Raw genomic sequence first — 22,663 nt, forward strand, 5'->3', positions numbered from 1 at the left:
TCTAGACACTCGGCTTGTGGGACGGTTTGAACAGGCGCAGCAAAGCCGGGGCAGAGCCCGCGCCCACGAGGAACAGGGTGATCAGGCCGCACACGGCCAGCGCGGCCAGCAGCCACAGGCGCTCGCCGGAGCGGGCCAGCAGCGCATAGAAGGGTTCGCTCAACAGCAGGCCGGCGGCGCTGAGCGCAGCGATCTGCAGGGTGTCGCGCATCCAGGTGCCGTGCAGGCCGGGGGCGAAGGTGCGGTGCACGATCGCCGGCCAGACCAGGAACGACACCAGGCGCAGGCCGAACCAGCACAGCGCCACGCCGAGCACGCCGTAGAGGTAGGCGCTGGCGACCACCAGCGGCACGGTCACCAGCGTGGAGACGACGCTGTACCAGACATGCATGCGCAACTGGCCATGGGCGTACTGCAGGTAGAACTGGAAGCTGGCCACCGCCAGCAGGCCTGAGCCGAGTACGTACCAGGCCAGGATCGGCCGGCACCAGCTGGCGGCCACGGTATCGCCGCTCCAGGCCAGGACCAGGTCGTGACCATGAGCGGCGATTACCGCAACCATCGGGAACAGCAGCACACAGACGAAACGGTTCGCCTTGAGGTAGAGCTGCTGCATGTCTTCGTGGCGTTGTTCGGCGACCAGCATGGTCATGCGCGGCAGCAGCGATTGCGCCAGCGGATTGACCAGCGTGAGGATGCCGCCGGAAATCAGCGCCACCAGGGAGAAATAACCGTACTGCTGCAGCGGCAGCAGATTCGACAGCAGGACCTTGTCCAGCTGGGTGAGCACGATCCACAGGCACGAGGTGAGGGACATGCCCAGGGCGAAGGGCAGCACCGGGCGCACCGTGTTCCAGCAGAAGCGCGTCAGCAGGCGCACGTCCATCCACAGGTAGGCCTTGCCGCCCAGCAGCAGCGCCTCGATCAGCGACACCGCGACCTGGAACTGGAAGAACACCAGCGGGTCCTGGCTGACCTGCGCCACCAGCAGCAGGCCACCGAAGTAGCGCAGGGTGGTGATGAACACGTTCACCGCGTTGATGAAGCCGTGCAGCTCCTGGCCCTGCAGCGCACTGCGGTACAGGGTGGCGTACAGCCGCAGCGCCACCAGCAGGCCCATCAGGCTGATGCATTGCGCCACCAGCTGGGGCGAGAGTTGCTGCACGTTGAGCCACTGCCCGGCGATCCAGGTGCTTGCGCCCCACACCGCGAGGCTGCTGAGGAGGGTCAGCGGCAGCAGGATCAGTTCGAAGGAGCGCAGCAGGCGCGCCTGGCCCTGACCTTCGCCGTCGGCGCCGCGGCCATGGGCGACCTGGCGCACCAGCGCGGGCGACAGGCCGACATCCAGCAGCAGCAACCAGCTCTGCAGCACCGCGAAGAAGCCGATCAGGCCGTAGGCCTCAGCCCCGAGGTGACCGAGGTAGAACGGCTGGATCAGGATGCCGATGACAATGGCGTACGCCTGCCCTGCGTAATTGAGCAGGGTATTGCGGACCATCGACAGCGAGCGTGCGGTACGCATGATCGTCCCCTTACACCGCGACGGCGACGCGGCCGCTTTCCAGCAGCAGCACTTCGATCACCGCGCGCTGGATCTCCTGGGGCAGGCCCGGATACAGCGGCAGGCAGAGGATGCGCTGGCTCAGCTCGCGGGACAGCACTTGCGGCACCTGGGGAGCGAGGTAATCGAGGGTGTCCAGCGACGGGTAGAAGTATCGCCGCGGGTTGACCCCGATCTCGTTCAGCGCGGTGCGCACGCGCAGCACCTGGGCTTCGTCGCGCAGGCCGATGGGGTAGTAGCTGTTGTTCAGCCGCGCGTAGCTTTCGCTGGCCTGCAGGTCGTAGTAGCCGCTGAGCGCGGCGGTGTAGCGGGCGGCGATCTCCTCGCGCTGGGCGAGGATGCTGTCGATATCGTCGAGCACGCACAGGCCCATGGCGGCGGAGAACTCGTTGAGCTTGGCGTTGATCCCCAGGCCGACGATCTGGTCGACCCCGGCGATGCCGAAGTTGCACATCAGGCGGATCTGCTTCGCCAGGTCGTCATCGGAGGTGACGATGGCGCCGCCCTCGATGGTGTGGAACAGCTTGGTGGCGTGGAAGCTCAGGGTGGTGGCGTCTCCCCAGGCCAGTACCGAACGGTCGCGGTAGCGCGAACCGAAGGCGTGCGCGCCGTCATAGATCACTTTCAACCGGTTGCGCTGGGCCACCGCCTGAATCTCCTCCACCGCACAGGGATTACCGAACACGTGGGTGGCGACGATGGCGGTGGTATCCGGCGCAAGGCTGGCTTCGATGCGCGCAGGGTCGAGGTTCCAGGTCCGCGCATCGATGTCGGCGAAGCGCGGGCGGATGCTCTCCCACTGCAGCGTGCTGCTGGTGGCAACGAAGCTGAAGGGGGTGGTGACGGCACTGCCGGTGACGCCCAGGGCCCGATAGGCCACCTGCAGGGCAATGGTGCCGTTGTTGGTGAGAATCACATGGCGAACGCCGAAGTAGTCCTGCAGGCGCTCTTCCAACTCCGTGACGAAAGGGCCGTGGTTGGTGATCCAGCCGGAGGCATAGATCTGTTCCACGTAGGCCTTGAACTTGTCCAGGTTGCCCAGGTAGGTCTTGGTCACATTGATCACGGTCGCATCCCTCTGTTGGATGGAAAGTCCGTCTATGGATTCAGGTCCGGCGCAGGCGCCGCTCAGCCCAGCGCCGATAGCGCGAAGGGAGCGTCGTCGCTGCCGATGTCCAGGGGTTGAGCGGGCTGTGCCGCACGGCTCGCCAAGTGCTCCTGGATGGCCTCGATGACCCGGCCGCTGGCGTCGTGGTGGAACTGCCAGACGCCATAGATGCGGCTGTCGAACGAGCGCTCGCTGCCCAGCATCGGGTTGGCCGCAAGGCCGGAGCCCAGGCCGAAGCTGTAGAGGCCGGGAATCGGCCGGCCGATGTGGTCGCGCAGGCAGCCGGCGGCGTCGGAATCCAGCCCGCCCTTGCTCTCGCGCACCTGCAGCGGCTCCCCATTGGAGCGGCGCAGGGCCGGCAGGCACGGCTGGTAACCGATGGCCTGGACCATCACGCCGTCCTCGCTGCAGCACTGCTCCAGGCGCTCGCGCACAGCGGGCGAGCGGTCTTCCAGGCAAAGCAGCTCGACCTTCACCCGCGTGCCGCTGACGAGCCCTTTGGACAGCACGTCGGTGCCGACCTGGTGGGCGCGGTAGCGCAGGCCGCCGGAGCGGTTCACCCGGCCGGAAACCGGGCAGACGTCCATGCCCTCGTCCACCCCGTAACCGGCTGCGCGGGCTTCCTCGACGCTTTCGAAGAACAGCCGGATCGGCGCGCGGTGCAGCAGGGTGATCTGTTCCAGGCCCAGGCAATCCAGGGCGCAGGCGAGGTTGTCGAGGATCGAGAAGGCACTGTGGGAGCCGCCGACCACGGTGAAGCGGCAGCCCGGAGTGACCCGGTCGCCGAACAGCTCCACCAGCTCGGCGGGGTTCAGGCTCAGCAGCGCATCGGAGGAGTAGACCGTGGGGCCGTCGTGGGACAGGTGCAGGTCCTGTTCGGCCAGGCTCCAGTTGAGGTATTCGCGGTTCTGCCGGCCACCCAGGTTCATCACCAGAGTCCCCGCGTCGATCTGCACGCCATGGGAACCACTGCGCAACGCCAGCTGGAAGCTGCCGTCGTCCTGTGCGGTGATCTTCTCGATGCGCGTCCCCAGCGCCACTTCGACACCCAGGTGCTCGGTGACGTAGCGCATGAACAGCGTCGAAGCGTGCGCCAGCAGTTCACCCACCTGGGTGAGCATCGGCGCGCCGTGAGGGTCGTTCTGCAGGGCGCGGAACGCCGAGGAGTGCGCCAGGGGCGCGAAGATCGGAAGCAACGCCGGATCGCGCAGGCAATCGAGGAACACATCGCCCACCGAATTGGCAGTGATGTGATAGTCCCCCAGCCGGCCACGACCGACCGCCAGTGCCGCGTCCACGACCAGCAGGCCGTCGCGCGCGAGGCTCGCCAGGGCACCGGTTTTGTAGGCGTTGAACAGGAAGCCCATGCCTGCGGGGCCGGCGCCGCCGACCACACAGGCATAGTTCGAACGAAGTGATTGCTCGGCCATCAGCCTTGACTCCCAGCGCGGCGCGGCGCGCGGCTCTCGTGATACCGGCGCGGTCGACCGGCAGGGCGGCGGCGTTCGCGCCGGGATTCCGTCACTCGCGGGGTCGCCGCGCTCGCACGGACCTTCCTTGGGAAGATCGTGGGAGTCAGTTCGGAAGGGAGTGCGAACGCCTGCAGATGAACTTCCGCAGCAGGTGGAAGTTGCTGTTTCAGCGATGAAACAAACAGCGTCTGACGCAGGTTAAATTCGTTGAAAAGTTCAGTTTTGTTACACACTGCTCTATGGCTTGAAGCACTGGCATAACAAATTTTCGAACTAACGGCGGCAATTAAACTAAGCTTTTTATTAATACCTTGGGGATTAGCATCATGCTCACACAGTTTCACCAGCGAAACACTTCCCAGCCGGGAAGCGCTGCTCTTTTGGCTTCTTTCGACGGCACGCGAAGTTCCGTCGTTTTCCATCAATCCAGCGGCCATCGTCACTCACTCCAGTCCAGGAGATGCTCTGCACCGGGCCATTGGCGATTTTCGAAGACAAGGCTACCGCCCGAGTTCGAACTGACCCGATTCAATTAACGACAATCAACTGTTCGTCCCTGGAGTGGCCTTTACTTTTCGCTGGGCAAAGCTACCGCCCTTCGGCCAAGTTCCGAAAATCTGGAAAAACAAAAAGCAAAAATCCATCGCGCTCCCGCAGCGAGATGCTGACGGAAGTTGTCAGGCAGCGATAGGAAAGTGACAGGAAGAAGAGGTGGCAGAATCTTCCGTGACACACTGCTCGTGCGACTGCTCCCTGAGGTGTCTCATCCAGACACCACACGATATTGCTATGTGAATAGTAATAGTGGGGGGGACAAAGGCATGTCAACGTAGGAAGCGCTCCTACGTCAGGATTCCGACAGAAGGCAATTCAAGGAATTTAAGTCATTGATTTATAAAGCGTCATAATCCCGACACAGGCCTTTTGACAGCAGAAACAGACCGCCACGCATCTGCGCCAAAGGTATTAATCAGAAAGGATTAATGATGCCGCTGACGTCCGGCCGAGTGTTTCATCCCTGAACAATGCGGTCCTTGCCGGTGCGCTTTGCCTGATACAGCGCGGCGTCGGCCCGGCTGTAGAGTGCGGAGAGATTCTGGTCATCCGGCTGTAGCAACGTCAGCCCCTGGCTGATGGTGACGCTGAAGAAATGCTCGGCCTCGTTGAAGCGCAGACGCTGCACCTCCCGCTGCAGACGCTCGCCGATCTGCCGCGCCATGTTCTCGTCGCAGCCGGGCAACAGCACGGCAAATTCCTCGCCGCCGATACGGCCGAACAGATCGCCGCGACGCAGCGCACCGGCGCCGCTCTGGGCGATGCGCTGCAGAACCACGTCACCGACCTGGTGGCCGTAGAGGTCGTTGATCTTCTTGAAGTCGTCGACGTCCAGCAGAAGGAAGGCCAGCGGCGTGGAGGTGGCCTTGCAGTCGCGGAAGGCCTGCTCGGCGCTGTCGAAGAAGTAGCGGCGGTTGCTGCTCTGGGTCAGCACGTCGGTGGTGGCCAGGCGATGCAGCTCGGTTTCCAGATGCTTCTTGTCGGTGATGTCCTCGGCGATGCCAACGATCATCAGTGGCAGGCCGGCGTCGCTGTGCTGGCTGACGAAGCACTTGTCGCTGAGCCAGCGCACTTCTCCGTCGGCCCGCAGGATGCGGTATTCGCGCTGCTCGATGGCGCCGCGCTCGAGCACTTCCTGCAGGGTGCTCTGGGCGTAATCCAGATCATCGGGGTAGATGCAGTTGCGCCACTCGTTGTAGTCCGCCAGCAGCAGCGCGGCGGAGCGGCCGAAGATGCGCTCGTACGCCGGGCTGACGTAGACCATGCGCTGGGACTGCCAGTCAAAGGCCCAAAGCACTGCGTTCACGCTGGCCAGCAGCGCGCTGAAAAGCTGTTCGCGCTCCTTCAGGCGCGTGACTTCGGCGCGACTGTGCAGCAGCGCCAGCAAGGCCTCTTCCTGATCGGCCGGCAATTTATTCTCATCCATGTATCAGCGTCCTCCCGCTCATTGACCGGGGCTATGACCGCAAACTTCGCTTGCCTGCTGCAAATTAAACGAAAAGCCCGCCGAACGGCGGGCTTTTCTGAGAAACATCTCTCAACGTCCCAGGACATTTCCGTCGTTCAGACGGCCGGACGCAGGGAGTAGGTCTTCAGTTGCTCGGCGAACTCGCGCAGGGACTGGATGCCGCTGGCTTCCGCCTCGTGTACCCACTGCTTGATCGCGGCAAGCATGTCGTGGCCGTTGGCGCTGGTTTTTACCCAGATCTGCTGCAGAGCCAGGCGCTTCTCGTAGATCACCTGCAACGACTGGCTCTGCGCGAGCAGGTCCTGGATGCGCGCATGATGGCGCTCTTCCAGCAGGCTGGTTTCACGCGACAGCAGACGCTTGGCGCGGCGGAACAGATGGCGCACCGACTCGTCGGCCTTGGCCACCTCCTGCTTCACCAGCGGGCCGATCACCAGCTTGCGGTACTGGGCCATGATCTGGAAACGGTTGTTGAGGATCGCCATGGCGGTATCCATGTCCAGGCTGCCCTTGCCTTCCACGCGGTGCGCGATAGGCGCGATGCGGGCAACCTTGGCCAGACGCAGGAAGCTGAACACCTTGATCCAGGCCCAGCCCAGGTCGAACTCCCACTTCTTCACCGACAGCTTCGCCGAGTTCGGGTAGGTGTGGTGGTTGTTGTGCAGTTCTTCACCGCCTATCAGGATGCCCCAGGGCACGAGATTGGTCGCGGCGTCGCGGCACTCGAAGTTGCGGTAGCCGACAGCGTGGCCCAGACCGTTGATAACGCCGGCGGCCCACACGGGGATCCACATCATCTGCACAGCCCAGACGGTCATGCCGAGCACACCGAACAGGGCGAGGTCGATGATCGCCATCAGCACGATGCCGCCGATGGGGTAGCGCGAATAGACGTTGCGCTCGATCCAGTCTTCCGGGCAGTTCTTGCCGTAGATACGCAGGGTGTCGGGGTTCTCCGCCTCCTTGCGATACAGCTCGGCGCCGGTGCGCAGCACGGTGCCCAGGCCTTTGAACACCGGGCTGTGAGGGTCTTCGGCGGTCTCGCATTTGGCGTGGTGCTTGCGGTGGATGGCGGTCCACTCGCGGGTGTTCATGGCGGTGGTCATCCACAGCCAGAAGCGGAAGAAGTGCTGCAGCGCCGGGTGCAGATCGAGTGCCCGGTGCGCCGAGTAGCGGTGCAGATAGACTGTGACGCTGACGATGGTGATATGGGTCAGGACCAGGGTGACCGCCACCAATTGCCACGGCGACAGGTCAAGGAAACCGTTGTACCACATAGACGATACTGTACCTCGGAAGGGATGGAGGACTGCGCCCGGCTGGGCGTGCCTTACCGGGAAAGGACTGCCGCATTATCACCAAGCGGGTCCGGAATACCATCCGGTCTTTTAGATACGAACGGGGCCAGTTGGCCATTTTTTATACAGCACAGCCAATAAATACAATTCACTACCGCATGAATCCACGCCACAGCGCCTTGCGCATCAGTCTTGTTTACCTGGTTGCCGCCTCCCTGTGGGTCTGGCTGAGTGACCAATGGTTACAAAATGTCCTGCACGACCCCGCTTCGCTGGCGCGGGCCATGGAGCTGAAAAAGTATGGGTTCCTCGTCGTCACCTTCGTCGTCCTGTTCATCCTGCTCTGGCGGCACTTCCGCCAGCAGCGCGCCGCCTTCGCCGCGCTGGCCGATAAAGAGCAGCGCCTGAGCCGTGCTTTCGCGGTTGTGGAAGATGGGATCTGGGATTGGGACCTGGAAACCCAGCGTGTGCATTACTCCCCCGGTTACGCCGACCTGCTCGGCCTGCCCCTGGAGCACCTGAGCGATGACCTGCTGCTGTGGGAAAACCGCCTGCATCCGGAAGACCGCGCGCGGGTCCTCGCCCTGCACCAGGACTGCATCCAGGGCCTGCGCACCCGCCTGGAATGCGTCTACCGCATTCGCCATGGCGATGGCAGCTACCGCTGGGTCCGCAGCAGCGGCCGCCTGACCCGCGCCGAAGACGGTCAGCCGTTGCGCTTGACCGGCGTCAACCGCGACATCACCCACCAGCGCAGCAATGAAGACCATCTGCGCCAGGCCGCCGCCGTGTTCGAGGCCACCCAGGAAGGCCTGCTGGTGACCGACGCGCAGGGCATCATCGTGCATACCAACCCGTCCTTCTCGCGCATCACCGGCTACAGCGCCCAGGAGGTGCTGGGCGGGCTGCCGTCGCTGCTCAAGTCCGGCCGCCAGGACGATGCCTTCTATCAACGCATGTGGGTCGCCTTGCACGAGAACGGCGTGTGGAGCGGCGAGATATGGAACCGCCGCAAGAGCGGCGAGGTGTACCCGCAATGGCAGCACATCCGCGCCGTGCGTAATGACGAGGGAGAACTGACCCACTACGTCGCGGTGTTTTCCGACCTCAGCAGCCTCAAGCGTTCGCAGCACGAACTGGATTTTCTCGCGCACCACGACCCGCTGACCGGCCTGCCCAACCGCCTGTTGCTGCGCGAGCGCATCGAACAGGCCTTGGCCCGCGCCGAACGCGAACAGGGCGGCGGTGCGCTGCTGAGCATCGATCTCGACCACTTCAAGCACATCAACGACAGCCTCGGCCACACCATCGGCGACCTGCTGATCCGCGCCGTGGCCGACCGCCTGCAAGGTTGCCTGGACGAACGCTGTTCCCTGGCGCGGCTGGGCGGGGACGAGTTCGCCGTGGTTCTCGAAAGCCATCAACCGCACCACGCCAGCAGTCTCGCCCAGCGCCTGCTGGAAGCGATGAGCGCGCCCTTCGAGGTCAACGAGCAGACCATCTACATGTCGGTGAGCCTGGGCGTCAGCCTGTTCCCCGAGGATGCGCGCAACGTCGACCACCTGATGCAGCACGCCGACGCAGCGCTGTTCCAGGCCAAGGCCAGCGGGCGCAACCTCTACGCCTTCTATACCCCCGAGCTGACCGCCCGCGCACGCTCCCACGTACAGGTGGAATCCGCCCTGCGCCACGCGCTGGACCACGACGAACTGCGCCTGTACTTCCAGCCCGTGCACGACCTGGCCTCGGGCCGCATGGTCGGCGTCGAATCACTGGTGCGCTGGCAGCATCCGCAGAGAGGGCTGATCGCGCCCGGCGAGTTCATCCCGGTCGCCGAGCAAAGCGGCCTGATCACCGCCATCGACGCCTGGGTGCTGGAGCAGGCCTGTCGACAGATGCGCCAGTGGCTGGACGCGGGCGTCACCCTCGACTTCATCGCGGTGAACGTCTCCAGCCGCCTCTTCGGCCGCGGCGGATTGGAGGAACGTGTCGCCCTGGCCCTGGAGCAGAGCGGCCTGGAACCGCACCACCTGGAGCTGGAAGTCACCGAAAGCGCGGTGATGGAAAACTTCGTCCAGGCCCTGGAGCTGCTCTGCCAGCTGCGCCTGCTGGGCGTGCACCTGTCCATCGACGACTTCGGCACCGGCTATTCCTCGCTGATGCGCCTCAAGCGCATGCCGGTGCACAAGCTGAAGATCGACCAGGGCTTCGTCGCCGGCCTGCCGGACGAATCCGACGATGCCGCCATCGCCTGCGCGGTGATCGCCCTGGGCCAGAGCATGGGCCTGCAGGTAGTCGCCGAGGGCATCGAACGGCCCGACCAGGCCGCCTTCCTCCTCACCCACGCCTGCGACTTCGGCCAGGGTTACTGGTACGGCATGCCGCAGCCGGCTGAGGTTCTGCTGGCGCAATTGCCGCGCGGCACCGCTTGAAATCGCGCTAAAAACTTTCGGATATATAAAAATTCTTAAACAATATTTTTAAGAATATCCAGCTCCTGCCTAAGATGCGCTCACACCGCACGCGCCGTTGGTGAATCGGCCGGTGGTCAACCCATTAGGAGCAGATACCCATGAGCGCAACCCTCCGTAGCCTGGACGGCCAGGACGAAGCCAACATCCTGCGCGAAGTGCAGAGCGCCCTGCGTGGCCTGCGTTTCGGCGCCGTCGAGATCACCGTGCACAACGGCCAGGTGGTGCAGATCGAGCGCAAGGAAAAATTCCGCCTGCAACAGACCCCCGGCAAACCTGCCTGAGCCCGGGCGGACCGACTGGACACCCGGAGCGTCGTCATGACCGAACTGCCCCACCGGTACTGCAGCTGTCAGCCACGAATGCGCGGCTGACAACGCCCCTCCCCCGAAAGACCCTGCCAAACAAACATAAAGAACTGCATTTTTTCAGGAGCTGCACATGTCCATCCGCCGTTTCGCCCTGGCCGCCCTGGCCAGCGCCTTGATCGCTGGCCCCGTCTCCGCCGCGACCCAACTGCTGAACGTTTCCTACGACCCGACCCGCGAGCTGTACCAGGCCTACAACGCCGCCTTCATCAAGCACTGGAAGGCCCAGGGCGGCGACGACCTGACCGTGCAGCAATCCCACGGTGGCTCGGGCAAACAGGCCCGCGCCGTGATCGACGGCCTGAAGGCCGACGTGGTGACCCTGGCCCTGGCCGGCGACATCGACGAACTGAACAAGCTGGGCAAGCTGCTGCCCGCCGACTGGCAGGCCCGCCTGCCCGACAACAGCACCCCCTACACCTCGACCATCGTGTTCCTGGTGCGCAAGGGCAACCCCAAGGGCATCAAGGACTGGGGTGACCTGACCAAGCAGGGCGTGGAAGTCATCACCCCGAACCCGAAAACCTCCGGCGGCGCCCGCTGGAACTTCCTGGCCGCCTGGGCCTGGGCGAAGAAGCAATACGGCAGCGAAGATAAAGCCCAGGAATACGTGCAGAACCTGTACAAGCACGTGCCGGTTCTGGACACTGGCGCCCGCGGTTCGACCATCACCTTCGTCAACAACAACATTGGCGACGTGCTGCTGGCCTGGGAGAACGAAGCCTTCCTGGCCAAGAAGGAACAGGGCGGCGAGAACTTCGAGATCGTCGTCCCGTCCGTGTCCATCCTCGCCGAGCCGCCGGTGGCCGTGGTCGACAAGACCGTCGACAAGAAAGGCACCCGCAAGGTCGCCGAGGAATACCTGAAGTACCTGTACAGCGAAGAAGGCCAGCGCATCGCCGCGCAGAACTTCTATCGCCCGCGTGATGCCAAGGTCGCTGCCGAGTTCGCCAATCAGTTCCCGAAACTCAACCTGGTGACCATCGACAAGGACTTCGGCGGCTGGAAAGTCGCGCAGCCCAAGTTCTTCAACGATGGCGGCATCTTCGACAAGATCTACCAGGCGCAGTAATGCGCCATCCGCCCGGCCTTGCGCCGGGCGACCCGATCCGTGCGGGCCGGTGCACAGCCCGCACGGAACGAAAAACCCTCGCCCCATGGCGGGGGCTCAACGCGTTCATAGAAAGGACAGACAATGTCGCGACGCATCTCCCCGGTCATACCCGGCTTCGGGCTGACTCTGGGCTACACCCTGGTGTATCTCAGCCTGTTGGTGCTGATTCCGCTGGGGGCCATGTTCCTCAAGACGACCCAGCTCTCCTGGGATCAGTTCTGGACCATCATCACCGCGCCGCGCGTCATCGCCGCGCTCAAGCTGAGCTTCGGCACCGCGCTGATCGCCGCCCTGATCAACGGCGTGATCGGCACCCTGCTGGCCTGGGTGCTGGTGCGCTACCGCTTCCCGGGGCGCAAGATCATCGACGCGATGATCGACCTGCCCTTCGCCCTGCCCACCGCCGTGGCCGGCATCGCGCTCACCGCGCTGTACGCGCCCAATGGCCTGGTCGGCCGCTTCGCCACCGAGATCGGCCTGAAGATCGCCTACACCCCGCTGGGCATCACCCTGGCGCTGACCTTCGTGGTGCTGCCCTTCGTGGTGCGAACGGTACAGCCGGTGCTGGCGGACATCCCGCGTGAAGTGGAGGAAGCCGCCGCCTGCCTGGGCGCCAAGCCGCTGCAGGTTTTCCGCCATGTACTCCTGCCGGCGTTGCTCCCCGCCTGGCTGACCGGTTTCGCCCTGGCCTTCGCCCGCGGCGTCGGCGAGTACGGCTCGGTGATCTTCATTGCCGGCAACATGCCGATGAAGACCGAGATCCTGCCGCTGCTGATCATGGTCAAGCTGGACCAGTACGACTACACCGGCGCCACCGCCATCGGCGTGCTGATGCTGGTGGTCGCCTTCGTCCTGCTGCTGCTGATCAACCTGCTGCAACGCCGCATCGAAACGCCCTGAGGAGCGCGCCATGAGTACCGCAAGCCTTTCCGCCGCGGCCGCTGCCAACGCTGCTCGCCGGGGTAATGTCTGGGGCCGCCGCGCCCTGATCGCACTGGCCTGGCTGGCCTTCGCCCTGTTCCTGCTGCTGCCGCTGTTCGTGGTGCTGAGCGAGGCACTGAAGCAGGGCTTCGGCACCTTCTTCGAAGCCATCCTGGAACCCGACGCACTGGCCGCGCTGAAGCTGACGCTGATCGCCGTGGGTATCTCGGTGCCGCTGAACCTGGTGTTCGGCGTCGCCGCCGCCTGGTGCGTGACCAAGTTCGAGTTCCCCGGCAAGAGCATCCTGGTCACCCTGATCGACCTGCCGTTCTCGGTCTCGCCGGTGATCGCCGGTTTGATCTACGTGCTGCTGTTCGGCGCCCAGGGCTACTTCGGCGAGTGGTTGAGCGACCACGACATCCAGATCGTCTTCGCTGTGCCCGGCATCGTCCTGGCCACCCTCTTCGTCACCTTCCCCTTCGTCGCCCGCGAGCTGATCCCGCTGATGCAGGAACAGGGCACGCAGGAAGAGGAAGCCGCGCGCCTGCTCGGCGCCAACGGCTGGCAGATGTTCTGGCACGTGACCCTGCCGAACATCAAATGGGGCCTGATCTACGGCGTGGTGCTGTGCACCGCGCGCGCCATGGGCGAATTCGGTGCGGTGTCGGTGGTCTCCGGACACATCCGCGGCGTCACCAACACCCTGCCGCTGCACGTCGAAATCCTCTACAACGAATACAACCACGTCGCCGCTTTCAGCGTCGCCACCCTGCTGCTGCTGATGGCCCTGGTCATCCTGCTGCTCAAGCAGTGGAGCGAGTCCCGCCTGACCCGCGCCAAAGTCAAAGCTGACGATGAATAAGTGAGAGCCACGCCATGAGCATCGAGATCCGTAACGTCAGCAAGAACTTCAACGCCTTCAAGGCGCTGAACGACATCAACCTCGACATCCACAGCGGCGAGCTGGTCGCCCTGCTCGGCCCGTCCGGCTGCGGCAAGACCACCCTGCTGCGCATCATCGCCGGCCTGGAAACCCCGGACGCCGGCAACATCGTGTTCCACGGCGAGGACGTCTCGCAGCACGACGTGCGCGATCGCAATGTCGGTTTCGTGTTCCAGCACTACGCGCTGTTCCGCCACATGACGGTGTTCGACAACGTCGCCTTCGGCCTGCGCATGAAGCCGAAAAAGGAGCGTCCGAGTGAGTCGCGCATCGCCGAGAAGGTCCACGAACTGCTGAACATGGTGCAGCTGGACTGGCTGTCCGACCGCTATCCGGAACAGCTCTCCGGCGGCCAGCGCCAGCGTATCGCCCTGGCCCGCGCCCTGGCGGTGGAGCCGAAGATCCTGCTCCTCGACGAACCCTTCGGCGCCCTCGACGCCAAGGTGCGCAAGGAACTGCGCCGCTGGCTGGCGCGCCTGCACGAGGAGATCAACCTGACCTCCGTTTTCGTCACCCACGACCAGGAAGAAGCGATGGAAGTCGCCGACCGCATCGTGGTGATGAACAAGGGCGTGATCGAGCAGATCGGTTCGCCGGGCGAGGTCTACGAGAACCCGGCCAGCGACTTCGTCTACCACTTCCTCGGCGACTCCAACCGTCTGCACATCGGCGGAGACGAGCACGTGCTGTTCCGCCCGCACGAGGTCTCGCTGTCGCGCTCGGAAGTGGCCGAACACCGCGCCGCCGAAGTCCGCGACATCCGCCCGCTGGGCGCGATCACCCGGGTGACCCTCAAGGTCGACGGCCAGGACGAGCTGATCGAGGCCGAAGTGGTGAAGGACCACGACAGCCTGACCGGCCTTGCCCGTGGAGAGACGCTGTACTTCAAGCCGAAGGCGTATCAGCCGGTGGCCAATATCTGAACCGGCACCGTACGCTCCGCTTTTCTGTAGGAGCGAGCTTGCTCGCGAACCCGGCCCCGCAGCGGGGTTTGTTCGCGAGCTAGCTCGCTCCTACAAGAGCCCCGCGCTTCCCCATGGCTTTCAAACCCTCGTATCCTGCCGACCTTGCTTTCAATAAGGCCCGGCCATGTTCGACGCCCTCCCCCAGCACCTCGAACTGATCGTCCTCACCTTCCTCCTCGCCGGCCTGGTGAAGGGCGTGGTGGGGCTCGGCCTGCCCACGGTGGCCGTCGGGCTGCTCGGGCTGGTTATGTCGCCGATGCAGGCGGCTGCCATTCTCGTCGTGCCCTCCACCGTCACCAACATCTGGCAACTGGCTGCCGGCCCGCGCTTTCTCGGACTACTCAAGCGGTTGTGGGGGATGCTCGTGGGCATCGTCGTCGGAACGCTGGCGGTGGGCTGGTTGCTGGCAGGGGCAAACTGGCTGGCGGCCACGCCGCTGCTGGGCGTCGCGCTGATCCTCTATGCACTGCTGGGGCTGTCGAACCAGCGCTTCAGCGTGGCGCCGCGGCATGAGCGCTGGCTGTCGCCGCTGATCGGGGTGATCACCGGCGGCGTCACCGCCGTGACCGGCGTCTTCGTGATTCCCGCCGTGCCCTTCCTGCAGGCCCTGGGGCTGGAGAAGGATGACCTGGTGCAGGCGCTGGGACTGTCCTTCACCGTCTCGACGCTGGCCCTGGCGATCACCCTCAGTCAGCACGGCTCGCTGCTGCAGGCGGACGTGCTGGGCCTGTCGCTGCTGGCGCTTCTGCCAGCACTGGCGGGCATGTACCTGGGCACCTGGCTGCGTTCGCGGATCAGCCCGCTGGCGTTCCGCCGCTGCTTCTTCGGCGGGCTGCTCCTGCTCGGCGCCGACCTCGCCATCCGCGGGATTTAACCCGCAGGGCGCATAATGCCTATGGCGTTATCCGCGGCGGATAACCCGTGCCCGGTTATGCACCCTACGGGATTGCCCAGGGCGCGCTGTCTATTTTTCGTCGAGATGCCGCAGCAGGAAGCCCCGGCTCGACTCGATGATCGCCTTCTGCGTTTTCTCACTGGCAACCATCCGCGCCACCACCAGCGCACCTACACATTGCGCCAGCAGGGCCCAGGCGTCCTCCGACGAACCCAGCACCCCGGCCCAGGCCTGCTGCAAGTCCACCAGCGCATCCTCCGCGCTCTGCCGGACGGACTCGTCGGCGCGAGCGATCTCCGCACCCAGTGCCGGAATCGCGCAACCGGCGCCGGCATCCTGAACATGGGTGATGTTCAGGTAGCGCTTCAGGGCGCGCTCCAGGCGCGCGCGGTCGAGCACCCTGCCCTTGGCGGCGAGGCGTTCGACGCTCTGCTGCAATTCGCGCTCGACGATGGCGGCGAACAGCTCGTCCTTCGAGCCGAAGTGGTTGTAGAACGCCCCGCCGGACAAGCCCACCGCCTTCATCAACCCGTCCACACCAGAGTTGGCGAAGCCGCCCTGCTTGGCGAGCGCGCTGCTGCTGTCGAGCAGGCGCTGACGGGTTTCTTCCTTGTGGGTGGCTGAGTAGCGCATCGGGGCGACTCCGGTGAAGCGGTTGACGATGAAGCCAAGAGTAACATAACGTCCGTTTACCTAACGACCGTTTACCAACTTTAGCGCCCCCCGCGGAGGAAACGAGAATGTCGAACAAGAAAGTCGTCCTGGTCATCGGCGCCGGCGATGCCACCGGCGGCGCCATCGCCCGCCGCTTCGCCCGTGAAGGCTACGTCGCCTGCGTCACCCGGCGCTCGGCGGACAAGCTGCAGCCGCTGGTGGAGCAGATCCGCGCCGAAGGCGGCGAGGCCTTTGGCTACGCCTCGGATGCGCGCAAGGAAGAGGCCGTGGTCGAGCTGGTGGAAACCATCGAGCGCGACATCGGCCCTATCGAAGCCTTCGTTTTCAATATCGGCGCCAACGTACCCTGCAGCATCCTCGAAGAGACCGCGCGCAAGTACTTCAAGATCTGGGAGATGGCCTGTTTCTCCGGGTTCCTCACCGGCCGCGAGGTGGCCAAGCGCATGGTCAAGCGCCAGCGCGGCACTCTCCTGTTCACCGGTGCCACTGCCGGCCTGCGCGGCGCCTCGGGCTTCGCTGCCTTCGCCGGAGCCAAGCACGGTATCCGTGCGCTGGCGCAGAGCATGGCCCGCGAGCTGGGGCCGATGGGCCTGCACGTCGCCCATGTGGTGGTGGATGGCGCCATCGACACCGAGTTCATCCGTGAGAACTTCCCGCAGAAATACGCGCAGAAGGACCAGGACGGCATCCTCGACCCCGAGCACATCGCCGACAGCTACTGGTACCTGCACTCCCAGCCACGCGATGCCTGGACCTTCGAGCTGGACCTGCGCCCGTGGATCGAGCGCTGGTGATTCGCCTAAAACGCCAACAAGAAGAGAGCCACTCATGAGCAAATCCGTCGAGTTCTACTTCGACTTCGGCAGCCCGACGTCCTACCTGGCATACACCCAGTTGCCGAAAATCTGCGCCGAGACCGGCGCCGAGCTGGTCTACCGTCCGGTGCTGCTGGGCGGCGTATTCCAGGCCACCGGCAACGCCTCGCCCATCGCCGTGCCGGCCAAGGGGCGCTACACGCTGATCGACATGACCCGCTTCGCCCGCCGCTACGGCGTGCGGATGAAGATGAACCCGCACTTCCCGATCAACACCCTCACCCTGATGCGCGCCGCCACTGGCATCCAGCTGCGCCAGCCGGAGCGCTTCGAGGCGCTGCTGGCCTGCGTATTCAAAGGCATGTGGGTGGACGCGCTGAACCTGGGCGATCCGGCGGTGCTCGGCCCGCTACTGGCCGAGGCGGGCTTCGACCCGCAGGCGCTGCTGGCACTGACCGCCGAGCAGGACGTGAAGGACGCGCTGAAGGCCAACACCGAGGCGGCAATCAAGCGTGGGATGTTCGGCGCACCGACCTTCTTCGTCGGCAACGAGATGTTCTTTGGCCAGGATCGTCTCGATTTCGTCCGCGAGGCGTTGGTGTAGGTCGGCTCGCGCGCAGGAGCCGAGCGTCCCCTCTCGCAGAGTCGCCGACGAGCACCAACGTAGGATGGCGTGGAGCGCAGCGATACCCATCGATTCCATGCACCAACCGCATGGGTATCGCTGCGCTCCCCCATCCTGCAAAGCGTCGTCGACAATCCCCGGCGTAAAGCGCTTACAGCGCCAGAACCGCCGACCGCCGCAGGCCAAAAAACTCCAGTTCAGCGAGCAGCAGGACCACCAGCGCCTGACCGATGACGAAGGCGTAACCCAGGGCGGTCGGCTGTACGTAGCCGGTCACCAGCAGGGCTACGCTTTCCACCACCCACAGCGCATTCAGCGCAATCACCGCCCAGACTCCAATGCGCGACAGCGCCGGTTGCTGGCTCATCCAGTAGAGCACCAGCGCCAGCGGTAACAGCACGATGCCGGCCACCAGCAGCAGGACGAAGGGCAAACCGAACAGTTCGCCCAGCGGTTGCGCGGCCAGCGCCATCAGCAGGCCCATGGCGCCACCGGCGATGGCATCGACTTTCAGGGTCAGGCGAAGCAGCGGGGAGGATTGCAGCAGAGTCATGGCGAAGCTCCTTCAGGGGGCGCCACCGGTTGGCGGCGTGTGGCTGAAGAATCCGCCGACGACGTAGGTGCGTCGATTACCTGCCAGGTAATGGCCGTACCGCCTATGCAGGTCTATCGTTCGAACCCATGAACAGTCCAGCCCAGAACAACCCAGCCCAGCCGGTCGGCGCCCTGCTCCGTCAATGGCGCCAGCGCCGGCGGCTCAGCCAGCTCGACCTCGCCTGCGACGCGGAGATTTCCACGCGCCACCTGAGCTTCGTCGAAACCGGCCGCGCCCTGCCCAGCCGCGAGATGCTGTTGCATCTGGCCGAACAGCTGGACATTCCCCTGCGCGAACGCAACCGCCTGCTCAGTGCCGCCGGCTACGCCCCGGTGTATTCGGAGAAGGGCCTGGACGACCCGGCATTGACCGTGGCCCGGCAGGCCATCAACCAGTTGCTCAAGGCCCACGAACCGAACCCGGCCATGGTGGTGGACCGGCACTGGAACCTGCTGGCGTCCAACCGTACGGTGGAAATCTTCCTGATCGGTGTCGATCCGGAGTTGCTGCAGCCGCCGATCAATGTATTGCGCATGAGCCTGCATCCCAGGGGACTGGCACCGCGCATCCTCAACCTGGGGCCATGGAAGGCACACGTGGTGGAGCGCTTGCAGCGCGACTTCGAGGCCAGCGGCGATCCCGCGCTGGCGGCGTTGCGCGACGAGGTGGCGACGTACCCGGCACCGCCCTACGACGAGGCGGCCAACGGCGACATGGTGTTGATCCCGGTGCAGCTGCAGACGGAGTTGGGCGTGTGCAGCCTGATCGGCACCATCACGGTGTTCGGCACACCGGTGGACGTGACGCTGTCGGAGCTGGCCCTGGAAACCTTCTTCCCGGCCGACCCCGACAGCGCGCGTATTCTCCGACAGCTCAGCGGGTCAGATTGAAACGAGTCAGGCGGTCGCCTTCTTCTCGCGGATGCAGGTGGGGCCGGCGCGCTCTTCCACGGCGTGGCGCACTTCATCGCGCAGGCCGAGCAGGAAGGCAGCCTCGGCAGCGACGAACAGCGGGCCGACGATCAGCCCGGTGAGGTCATCGACGAACGCCGGTTTGCGCCCTTCGTACCAGTGGCCGACGAACTGGATGATCCAGCCCACCACGAACAGGCCAACGCCCCAGGTGAGCCAATAGGCAGTCGTGCCGGCAGCCAGCGCCGCGCCTATCCACAGCGACAGCGCCAGCAACGCGGTCATCAGCAGGCCGAAGCGCAGGTCCAGGCGCAGGTAGAACACCACCGAAGCCAGTGCCAGCAGCAGGGCGGGCGAAACCAGCACGCCGGCCAGCTCGAAGCCGGGGCGCGACAGCAGGGTGGCGATGGCCAGCACGATCATCGGGATGCCGATGAAATGGCTGACGATGTTCCGCCGGTCACGGTGGTAGGCGGCATATTGGGCAAGGTGATCGACCAGAGTTTTCATTGTTGTTCTCCCGCAAGGTACTGGCATGATGGCGATCTGTGCCCTGCCACTCTGTCAGCTAGCCGACATTGCCCATGACCGACGCCAAGCCCTACCTCGCCTGCCTGCAAGAAGGCCGCTGGTTCCAGACCCTTCCGGACGGTCTGCGCCAGGCCTTGCGCGACGCCGCCGTGGTGCGCCGCCTGCCTGCCGGCCAGCGCCTGTTCGCCCGCGGCGACGCGCCGTGTGGCCTGTATTGCGTGGTGGAAGGCGCGATGCGCGTCAGCGTGGTCGGGGAAAGTGGCAAGGAAGCATTGCTGGCGCTGGTGGAGGCGCCCAACTGGTTCGGCGAGATCTGCCTGTTCGACGGTCAGCCGCGCACCCACGACGCCTACGCCGAGGGTGCCACCGTCCTTCTCCAGGTTCCCCTCGCGCCGCTGCAGGCGCTGCTGGCACAGCACCCGGAATACTGGCGCGACTTCGCCCTGCTGATGAGCCACAAGCTGCGCATCACCTTCGCCGTCCTGGAGGAGTTGTCACTGCTGCCGGCCGCGCCGCGACTGGCCCGGCGCCTGCTGATGATCGCCGAGGGCTACGGCGAGTCGGCCACCGCCAAGCGCGAGCTGCACCTGCCCCAGGAACAGCTCGCGGCCATGCTGTCGCTGTCGCGGCAGACCACCAACCAGATCCTCAAGGAGCTGGAGGCCCAGGGCATCGTGCGGCTGAGCTATGGCGGCATCGAGATTCTCGACCGCGAACGCCTGCGCCTGGCCGCCCACGTTTGACCCGCACCCGCTGCGTCTAGAAAAAAAGCCAGGCGACTCTCGACAAGCTTCGATGGTCGCGCACGCTACCGCCCCGCTCTAATGCACCCGCCGCCGCGCTGGCGCAGAAAAGCCCGCGCCAGGGCGGCATCCAAATCCTCCGCAAGACAGCAAGGCGGCCGGTGCATCCCACCGGCCGCAAGGGAATCCTATGCGCCTTTCGAAACTCCTCTGCGCTCTCGCGCTGACCGCTCCGGCACTGGTGATGGCCGACGACCGCGGCCTCTACGTCGGCGGCGGCGTCACTCGCCTCGAGATCGACGACCGCTCCTTCGACGACCAGGACGACAGCTACAAGCTCTACGCCGGCTACCGCCTGAATAACTACCTGTCCTTCGAAGGCGCAGTGGTCGATTTCGGTGAGATGAGCGACGACCGCAGGCACTTCGACGGCCAGTCCGTACAGGCCAACGTCCACCTGGGCTTCCCCATCGGCCAGCGTATCCGCCTGTACGGCATCGCCGGCGTACACGCCTGGCATGCCGACGATGACGTCGCGGGCAAGTCCGATGACGTGGACCCGCTCTACGGCTTCGGTGGCGAAGTGGACGTGCTGGGCGGCCTGGGCCTGCGCCTGGAACAGGAATACCTGGACGTCGGCGACATCGACCTCGACCAGACCACCCTCTCCGCGTACTGGCGCTTCTGACGCCAGCAGGCCCCTCAAGCCCGGCGGAGGTCCGGCTCTCTCCCCAGAGCACTCCCCCCCTCCCGACCTCCGCCGGCACCTCCTCCCCCAGCAGGCATCGCCTGCGCAAATCACTCTTTCGGTCGGTTGCAGCGCCCGCTTTCGCGGCTAGCCTAGGGATAGCTGCGTTTCTGGCGCCAAAAAGACACACTCCCGGCGAATCGCGCGGCACACAATAACAATAAGGACGCCTCCGCCATGTTCGATGTCGTTCGTGGGTTCATGCTGTGCTGTTTCGGACTCTTCGCCCTCGCCGCCCAGGCCAACCTCCCCAGCGAGGAACTGCAGTTGCAGACCCTGCAGGTCTACACCTGCCGCTCGATCAACAGCCTGTTGCTGCTGCGCGGCGAAGGCTTCCAGGAAACCCACGCCGCCCAGCTGGAGAAGGACTTGGCCACGCTGGACAGTGCCGTCAAGGCCTACGCCAAGGCCGATGACGCACTGCGCAAGGCCCATACCGAGTTCGTTACGCAGATTCGCAATGGCGTTTCCTACGGCCCCAAGGAAGAAGACCTGCCCTGGCGCTACAACCAGGACCTGAGCCGGTCACTGCGCGAGCTGCTCAACCAGATCGAGCGCTTCGTTCCGGCCACCGCCGATGCCAGCCAGATTCCGCTGTGGGAATTGCCGGTGCGCGTCGAATACCTGGCCACCCAGTACCTGGGCCGCGCCTACATCAGCGGCCTGGAACTGGCCCGCGAACAGCCGCAGGAATACCTCGGCCAGGACGAAAGCGTGCTGGTGCCGTTGCTCACCCAGCGCATCGACCAGTTGCCCGACAGCGACGCCACCAAGAAGCTGCGCACCCGCTGGGAATACCTGAGCAAGGCGCTGCTGGACATGAACAGCAAGAGCAACAGCGGTGTCAGTGCTTCGGGCCGGCCCTGGGCGCCGATCATCGTCGATCGCAACGCCCGTGCCGTCTCCGGCCAGCTCATGCTGATCAGCCAGCAATAACGCCTCAGGCCGGGATGGACTCCGGTTCAGGTTCCGGCGCCTGCACCGGCACCACTGCCTGGGCCGGGCGTTCCAGCTCATCGCGGTCCATCAATGCGGCGCGGCCCGTCAGCAACGCATCCGGAGCGCGGGCGATCTTCGGGTTCTTGTCCGGGTAATCCAGGCTGTGCAGGAAGTGCCGCAGACAGTTGAGCCGCGCGCGCTTCTTGTCGTCGGACTTGACCACCACCCAGGGCGCGTCGGCGGTGTCGGTGTGGAAGAACATCGCTTCCTTGGCCTGGGTGTAGTCGTCCCAACGGTCCAGCGACTGGATGTCGATGGGCGACAGCTTCCAGTGCTTGAGCGGGTCGTCGCGGCGCGAGACGAAGCGGCGCAACTGCTCCTCGCGGCTCACCGAGAACCAGAACTTGAACAGGTGGATGCCGTTGCGCACCAGCATGCGCTCCAGCTCCGGCGTCTGCTGCATGAACTCCAGGTACTGGCGCGGCGAGCAGAAGCCCATCACCCGCTCCACCCCGGCGCGGTTGTACCAGGAGCGGTCGAAGAAGACGATCTCACCGGCCGTGGGCAGGTGCTGGATGTAGCGCTGGAAGTACCACTGGCCGCGCTCGGCGTCGCTGGGTTTCTCCAGCGCCACCACGCGGGCGCCGCGCGGGTTGAGGTGCTCGGTGAAGCGCTTGATGGTGCCGCCCTTGCCGGCGGCATCGCGGCCCTCGAACAGCAGGACGATGCGCTGGCCGGTCTCCTTCACCCAGTTCTGCACTTTCAGCAACTCGATCTGCAGCTCGGCCTTGGCCTTCTCGTACTCCCTGCGCTGCAGACGCTTGCGGTAGGGATAGCTGGCGGGCAACTGGGCGGAGCTGGAATCCTCGTTGCTGCCGCGCGGGGCCATGGCAACAGTCAGTGCGACCGGGCCCTGGCTCTGCGCCTGGATCTGCGCGCCGC

At 64.9% G+C, this 22,663-nt stretch carries 23 protein-coding genes; 13 read left to right on the forward strand and 10 right to left on the reverse strand.

The genetic code is table 11. The annotated features are described in order from the left end of the window. Position 1: 1 nt before the first annotated feature. The 6 genes from MJ122_RS21225 to desA form a co-directional block, all read right to left on the reverse strand. Positions 2-1,522 (reverse strand): oligosaccharide flippase family protein, encoded by a 1,521-nt coding sequence (locus MJ122_RS21225; protein ID WP_239745944.1) that lies wholly within the window; start codon positions 1,520-1,522, stop codon positions 2-4. A gap of 10 nt (positions 1,523-1,532) precedes the next feature. Beyond that, positions 1,533-2,627, reverse strand: coding sequence for a DegT/DnrJ/EryC1/StrS family aminotransferase (locus MJ122_RS21230; RefSeq protein ID WP_088419991.1), 1,095 nt, complete (start codon positions 2,625-2,627; stop codon positions 1,533-1,535). 62 nt (positions 2,628-2,689) lie between these two features. Continuing rightward, positions 2,690-4,099 carry a hypothetical protein gene (locus MJ122_RS21235; RefSeq protein WP_239745945.1) on the reverse strand — a complete coding sequence of 470 codons (1,410 nt, stop codon included), beginning with the start codon at positions 4,097-4,099 and terminating at the stop codon, positions 2,690-2,692. Beyond that, complete coding sequence (locus MJ122_RS21240; RefSeq protein ID WP_239745946.1) at positions 4,099-4,578, reverse strand: hypothetical protein; 480 nt, start codon at positions 4,576-4,578, stop codon at positions 4,099-4,101. The genes MJ122_RS21235 and MJ122_RS21240 overlap by 1 nt, the downstream gene beginning before the upstream one ends. A gap of 575 nt (positions 4,579-5,153) precedes the next feature. After that, positions 5,154-6,122 (reverse strand): sensor domain-containing diguanylate cyclase, encoded by a 969-nt coding sequence (locus MJ122_RS21245; protein WP_088419987.1) that lies wholly within the window; start codon positions 6,120-6,122, stop codon positions 5,154-5,156. Positions 6,123-6,259: 137 nt separating this feature from the next. Further along, the gene (gene desA, locus MJ122_RS21250; RefSeq protein ID WP_239745947.1) at positions 6,260-7,441 is read right to left on the reverse strand and encodes a delta-9 fatty acid desaturase DesA; all 1,182 of its coding nucleotides are present in this window, start codon (positions 7,439-7,441) and stop codon (positions 6,260-6,262) included. A gap of 179 nt (positions 7,442-7,620) precedes the next feature. On the opposite strand from desA, the gene MJ122_RS21255 reads away from it, so the two are divergent. The 7 genes from MJ122_RS21255 (at position 7,621) to MJ122_RS21285 (ending at position 15,118) form a co-directional block, all read left to right on the forward strand. Continuing rightward, complete coding sequence (locus tag MJ122_RS21255; protein WP_239745948.1) at positions 7,621-9,894, forward strand: GGDEF and EAL domain-containing protein; 2,274 nt, start codon at positions 7,621-7,623, stop codon at positions 9,892-9,894. Positions 9,895-10,034: 140 nt separating this feature from the next. Beyond that, positions 10,035-10,217 carry a sulfur starvation response protein OscA gene (gene oscA / locus MJ122_RS21260; protein WP_088419983.1) on the forward strand — a complete coding sequence of 61 codons (183 nt, stop codon included), beginning with the start codon at positions 10,035-10,037 and terminating at the stop codon, positions 10,215-10,217. A 157-nt stretch (positions 10,218-10,374) separates the two neighbouring features. Continuing rightward, positions 10,375-11,373, forward strand: coding sequence for a sulfate ABC transporter substrate-binding protein (locus MJ122_RS21265; RefSeq protein ID WP_088419981.1), 999 nt, complete (start codon positions 10,375-10,377; stop codon positions 11,371-11,373). A 123-nt stretch (positions 11,374-11,496) separates the two neighbouring features. Continuing rightward, positions 11,497-12,315 carry a sulfate ABC transporter permease subunit CysT gene (gene cysT / locus MJ122_RS21270; RefSeq protein ID WP_017520777.1) on the forward strand — a complete coding sequence of 273 codons (819 nt, stop codon included), beginning with the start codon at positions 11,497-11,499 and terminating at the stop codon, positions 12,313-12,315. A gap of 10 nt (positions 12,316-12,325) precedes the next feature. Continuing rightward, positions 12,326-13,198 (forward strand): sulfate ABC transporter permease subunit CysW, encoded by an 873-nt coding sequence (gene cysW / locus MJ122_RS21275; protein ID WP_088419979.1) that lies wholly within the window; start codon positions 12,326-12,328, stop codon positions 13,196-13,198. 14 nt (positions 13,199-13,212) lie between these two features. After that, positions 13,213-14,202, forward strand: a complete 990-nt coding sequence (locus tag MJ122_RS21280) for a sulfate ABC transporter ATP-binding protein (RefSeq protein WP_239745949.1) — start codon at positions 13,213-13,215, stop codon at positions 14,200-14,202. Positions 14,203-14,368: 166 nt separating this feature from the next. Then, positions 14,369-15,118 (forward strand): sulfite exporter TauE/SafE family protein, encoded by a 750-nt coding sequence (locus MJ122_RS21285; protein ID WP_239745950.1) that lies wholly within the window; start codon positions 14,369-14,371, stop codon positions 15,116-15,118. Positions 15,119-15,208: 90 nt separating this feature from the next. Here the strand turns inward: MJ122_RS21285 and MJ122_RS21290 are convergent, their stop codons facing one another. After that, the gene (locus MJ122_RS21290; protein WP_239745951.1) at positions 15,209-15,772 is read right to left on the reverse strand and encodes a TetR/AcrR family transcriptional regulator; all 564 of its coding nucleotides are present in this window, start codon (positions 15,770-15,772) and stop codon (positions 15,209-15,211) included. Positions 15,773-15,879: 107 nt separating this feature from the next. On the opposite strand from MJ122_RS21290, the gene MJ122_RS21295 reads away from it, so the two are divergent. Both MJ122_RS21295 and MJ122_RS21300 read left to right on the forward strand, forming a co-directional pair. Then, the gene (locus MJ122_RS21295; RefSeq protein WP_239745952.1) at positions 15,880-16,608 is read left to right on the forward strand and encodes an SDR family oxidoreductase; all 729 of its coding nucleotides are present in this window, start codon (positions 15,880-15,882) and stop codon (positions 16,606-16,608) included. A 34-nt stretch (positions 16,609-16,642) separates the two neighbouring features. Next, positions 16,643-17,233, forward strand: a complete 591-nt coding sequence (locus tag MJ122_RS21300; RefSeq protein ID WP_239745953.1) for a 2-hydroxychromene-2-carboxylate isomerase — start codon at positions 16,643-16,645, stop codon at positions 17,231-17,233. A gap of 172 nt (positions 17,234-17,405) precedes the next feature. Here the strand turns inward: MJ122_RS21300 and MJ122_RS21305 are convergent, their stop codons facing one another. Next, the gene (locus MJ122_RS21305) at positions 17,406-17,807 is read right to left on the reverse strand and encodes a hypothetical protein (protein ID WP_088419967.1); all 402 of its coding nucleotides are present in this window, start codon (positions 17,805-17,807) and stop codon (positions 17,406-17,408) included. A gap of 128 nt (positions 17,808-17,935) precedes the next feature. On the opposite strand from MJ122_RS21305, the gene MJ122_RS21310 reads away from it, so the two are divergent. Further along, on the forward strand, positions 17,936-18,739 hold the full coding sequence (locus MJ122_RS21310; protein WP_239745954.1) for a helix-turn-helix domain-containing protein: 804 nt from the start codon (positions 17,936-17,938) through the stop codon (positions 18,737-18,739). Between the two features lie 6 nt (positions 18,740-18,745). Here the strand turns inward: MJ122_RS21310 and MJ122_RS21315 are convergent, their stop codons facing one another. Beyond that, positions 18,746-19,270 carry an Mpo1-like protein gene (locus MJ122_RS21315; protein WP_088419963.1) on the reverse strand — a complete coding sequence of 175 codons (525 nt, stop codon included), beginning with the start codon at positions 19,268-19,270 and terminating at the stop codon, positions 18,746-18,748. 74 nt (positions 19,271-19,344) lie between these two features. Here MJ122_RS21315 and MJ122_RS21320 point away from each other — a divergent pair, with 74 nt between their 5' ends. From MJ122_RS21320 to MJ122_RS21330, 3 genes are all read left to right on the forward strand, one after another. Further along, positions 19,345-20,034 carry a Crp/Fnr family transcriptional regulator gene (locus tag MJ122_RS21320; RefSeq protein WP_088419961.1) on the forward strand — a complete coding sequence of 230 codons (690 nt, stop codon included), beginning with the start codon at positions 19,345-19,347 and terminating at the stop codon, positions 20,032-20,034. A gap of 190 nt (positions 20,035-20,224) precedes the next feature. Further along, positions 20,225-20,722, forward strand: coding sequence for an outer membrane beta-barrel protein (locus MJ122_RS21325; RefSeq protein WP_017520766.1), 498 nt, complete (start codon positions 20,225-20,227; stop codon positions 20,720-20,722). 237 nt (positions 20,723-20,959) lie between these two features. After that, positions 20,960-21,718 carry a hypothetical protein gene (locus MJ122_RS21330; RefSeq protein WP_239745955.1) on the forward strand — a complete coding sequence of 253 codons (759 nt, stop codon included), beginning with the start codon at positions 20,960-20,962 and terminating at the stop codon, positions 21,716-21,718. Positions 21,719-21,722: 4 nt separating this feature from the next. Here MJ122_RS21330 and ppk2 read toward each other — a convergent pair whose 3' ends face one another. Next, positions 21,723-22,610: a polyphosphate kinase 2 gene (gene ppk2 / locus MJ122_RS21335; protein ID WP_239746036.1), complete on the reverse strand. Its 888-nt coding sequence runs from the start codon at positions 22,608-22,610 to the stop codon at positions 21,723-21,725. Positions 22,611-22,663: the final 53 nt, after the last annotated feature.

It is taken from the genome of Pseudomonas sp. DP-17 (assembly GCF_022380625.1).
Classification (GTDB): Bacteria; Pseudomonadota; Gammaproteobacteria; order Pseudomonadales; family Pseudomonadaceae; genus Pseudomonas; species Pseudomonas nitroreducens_A.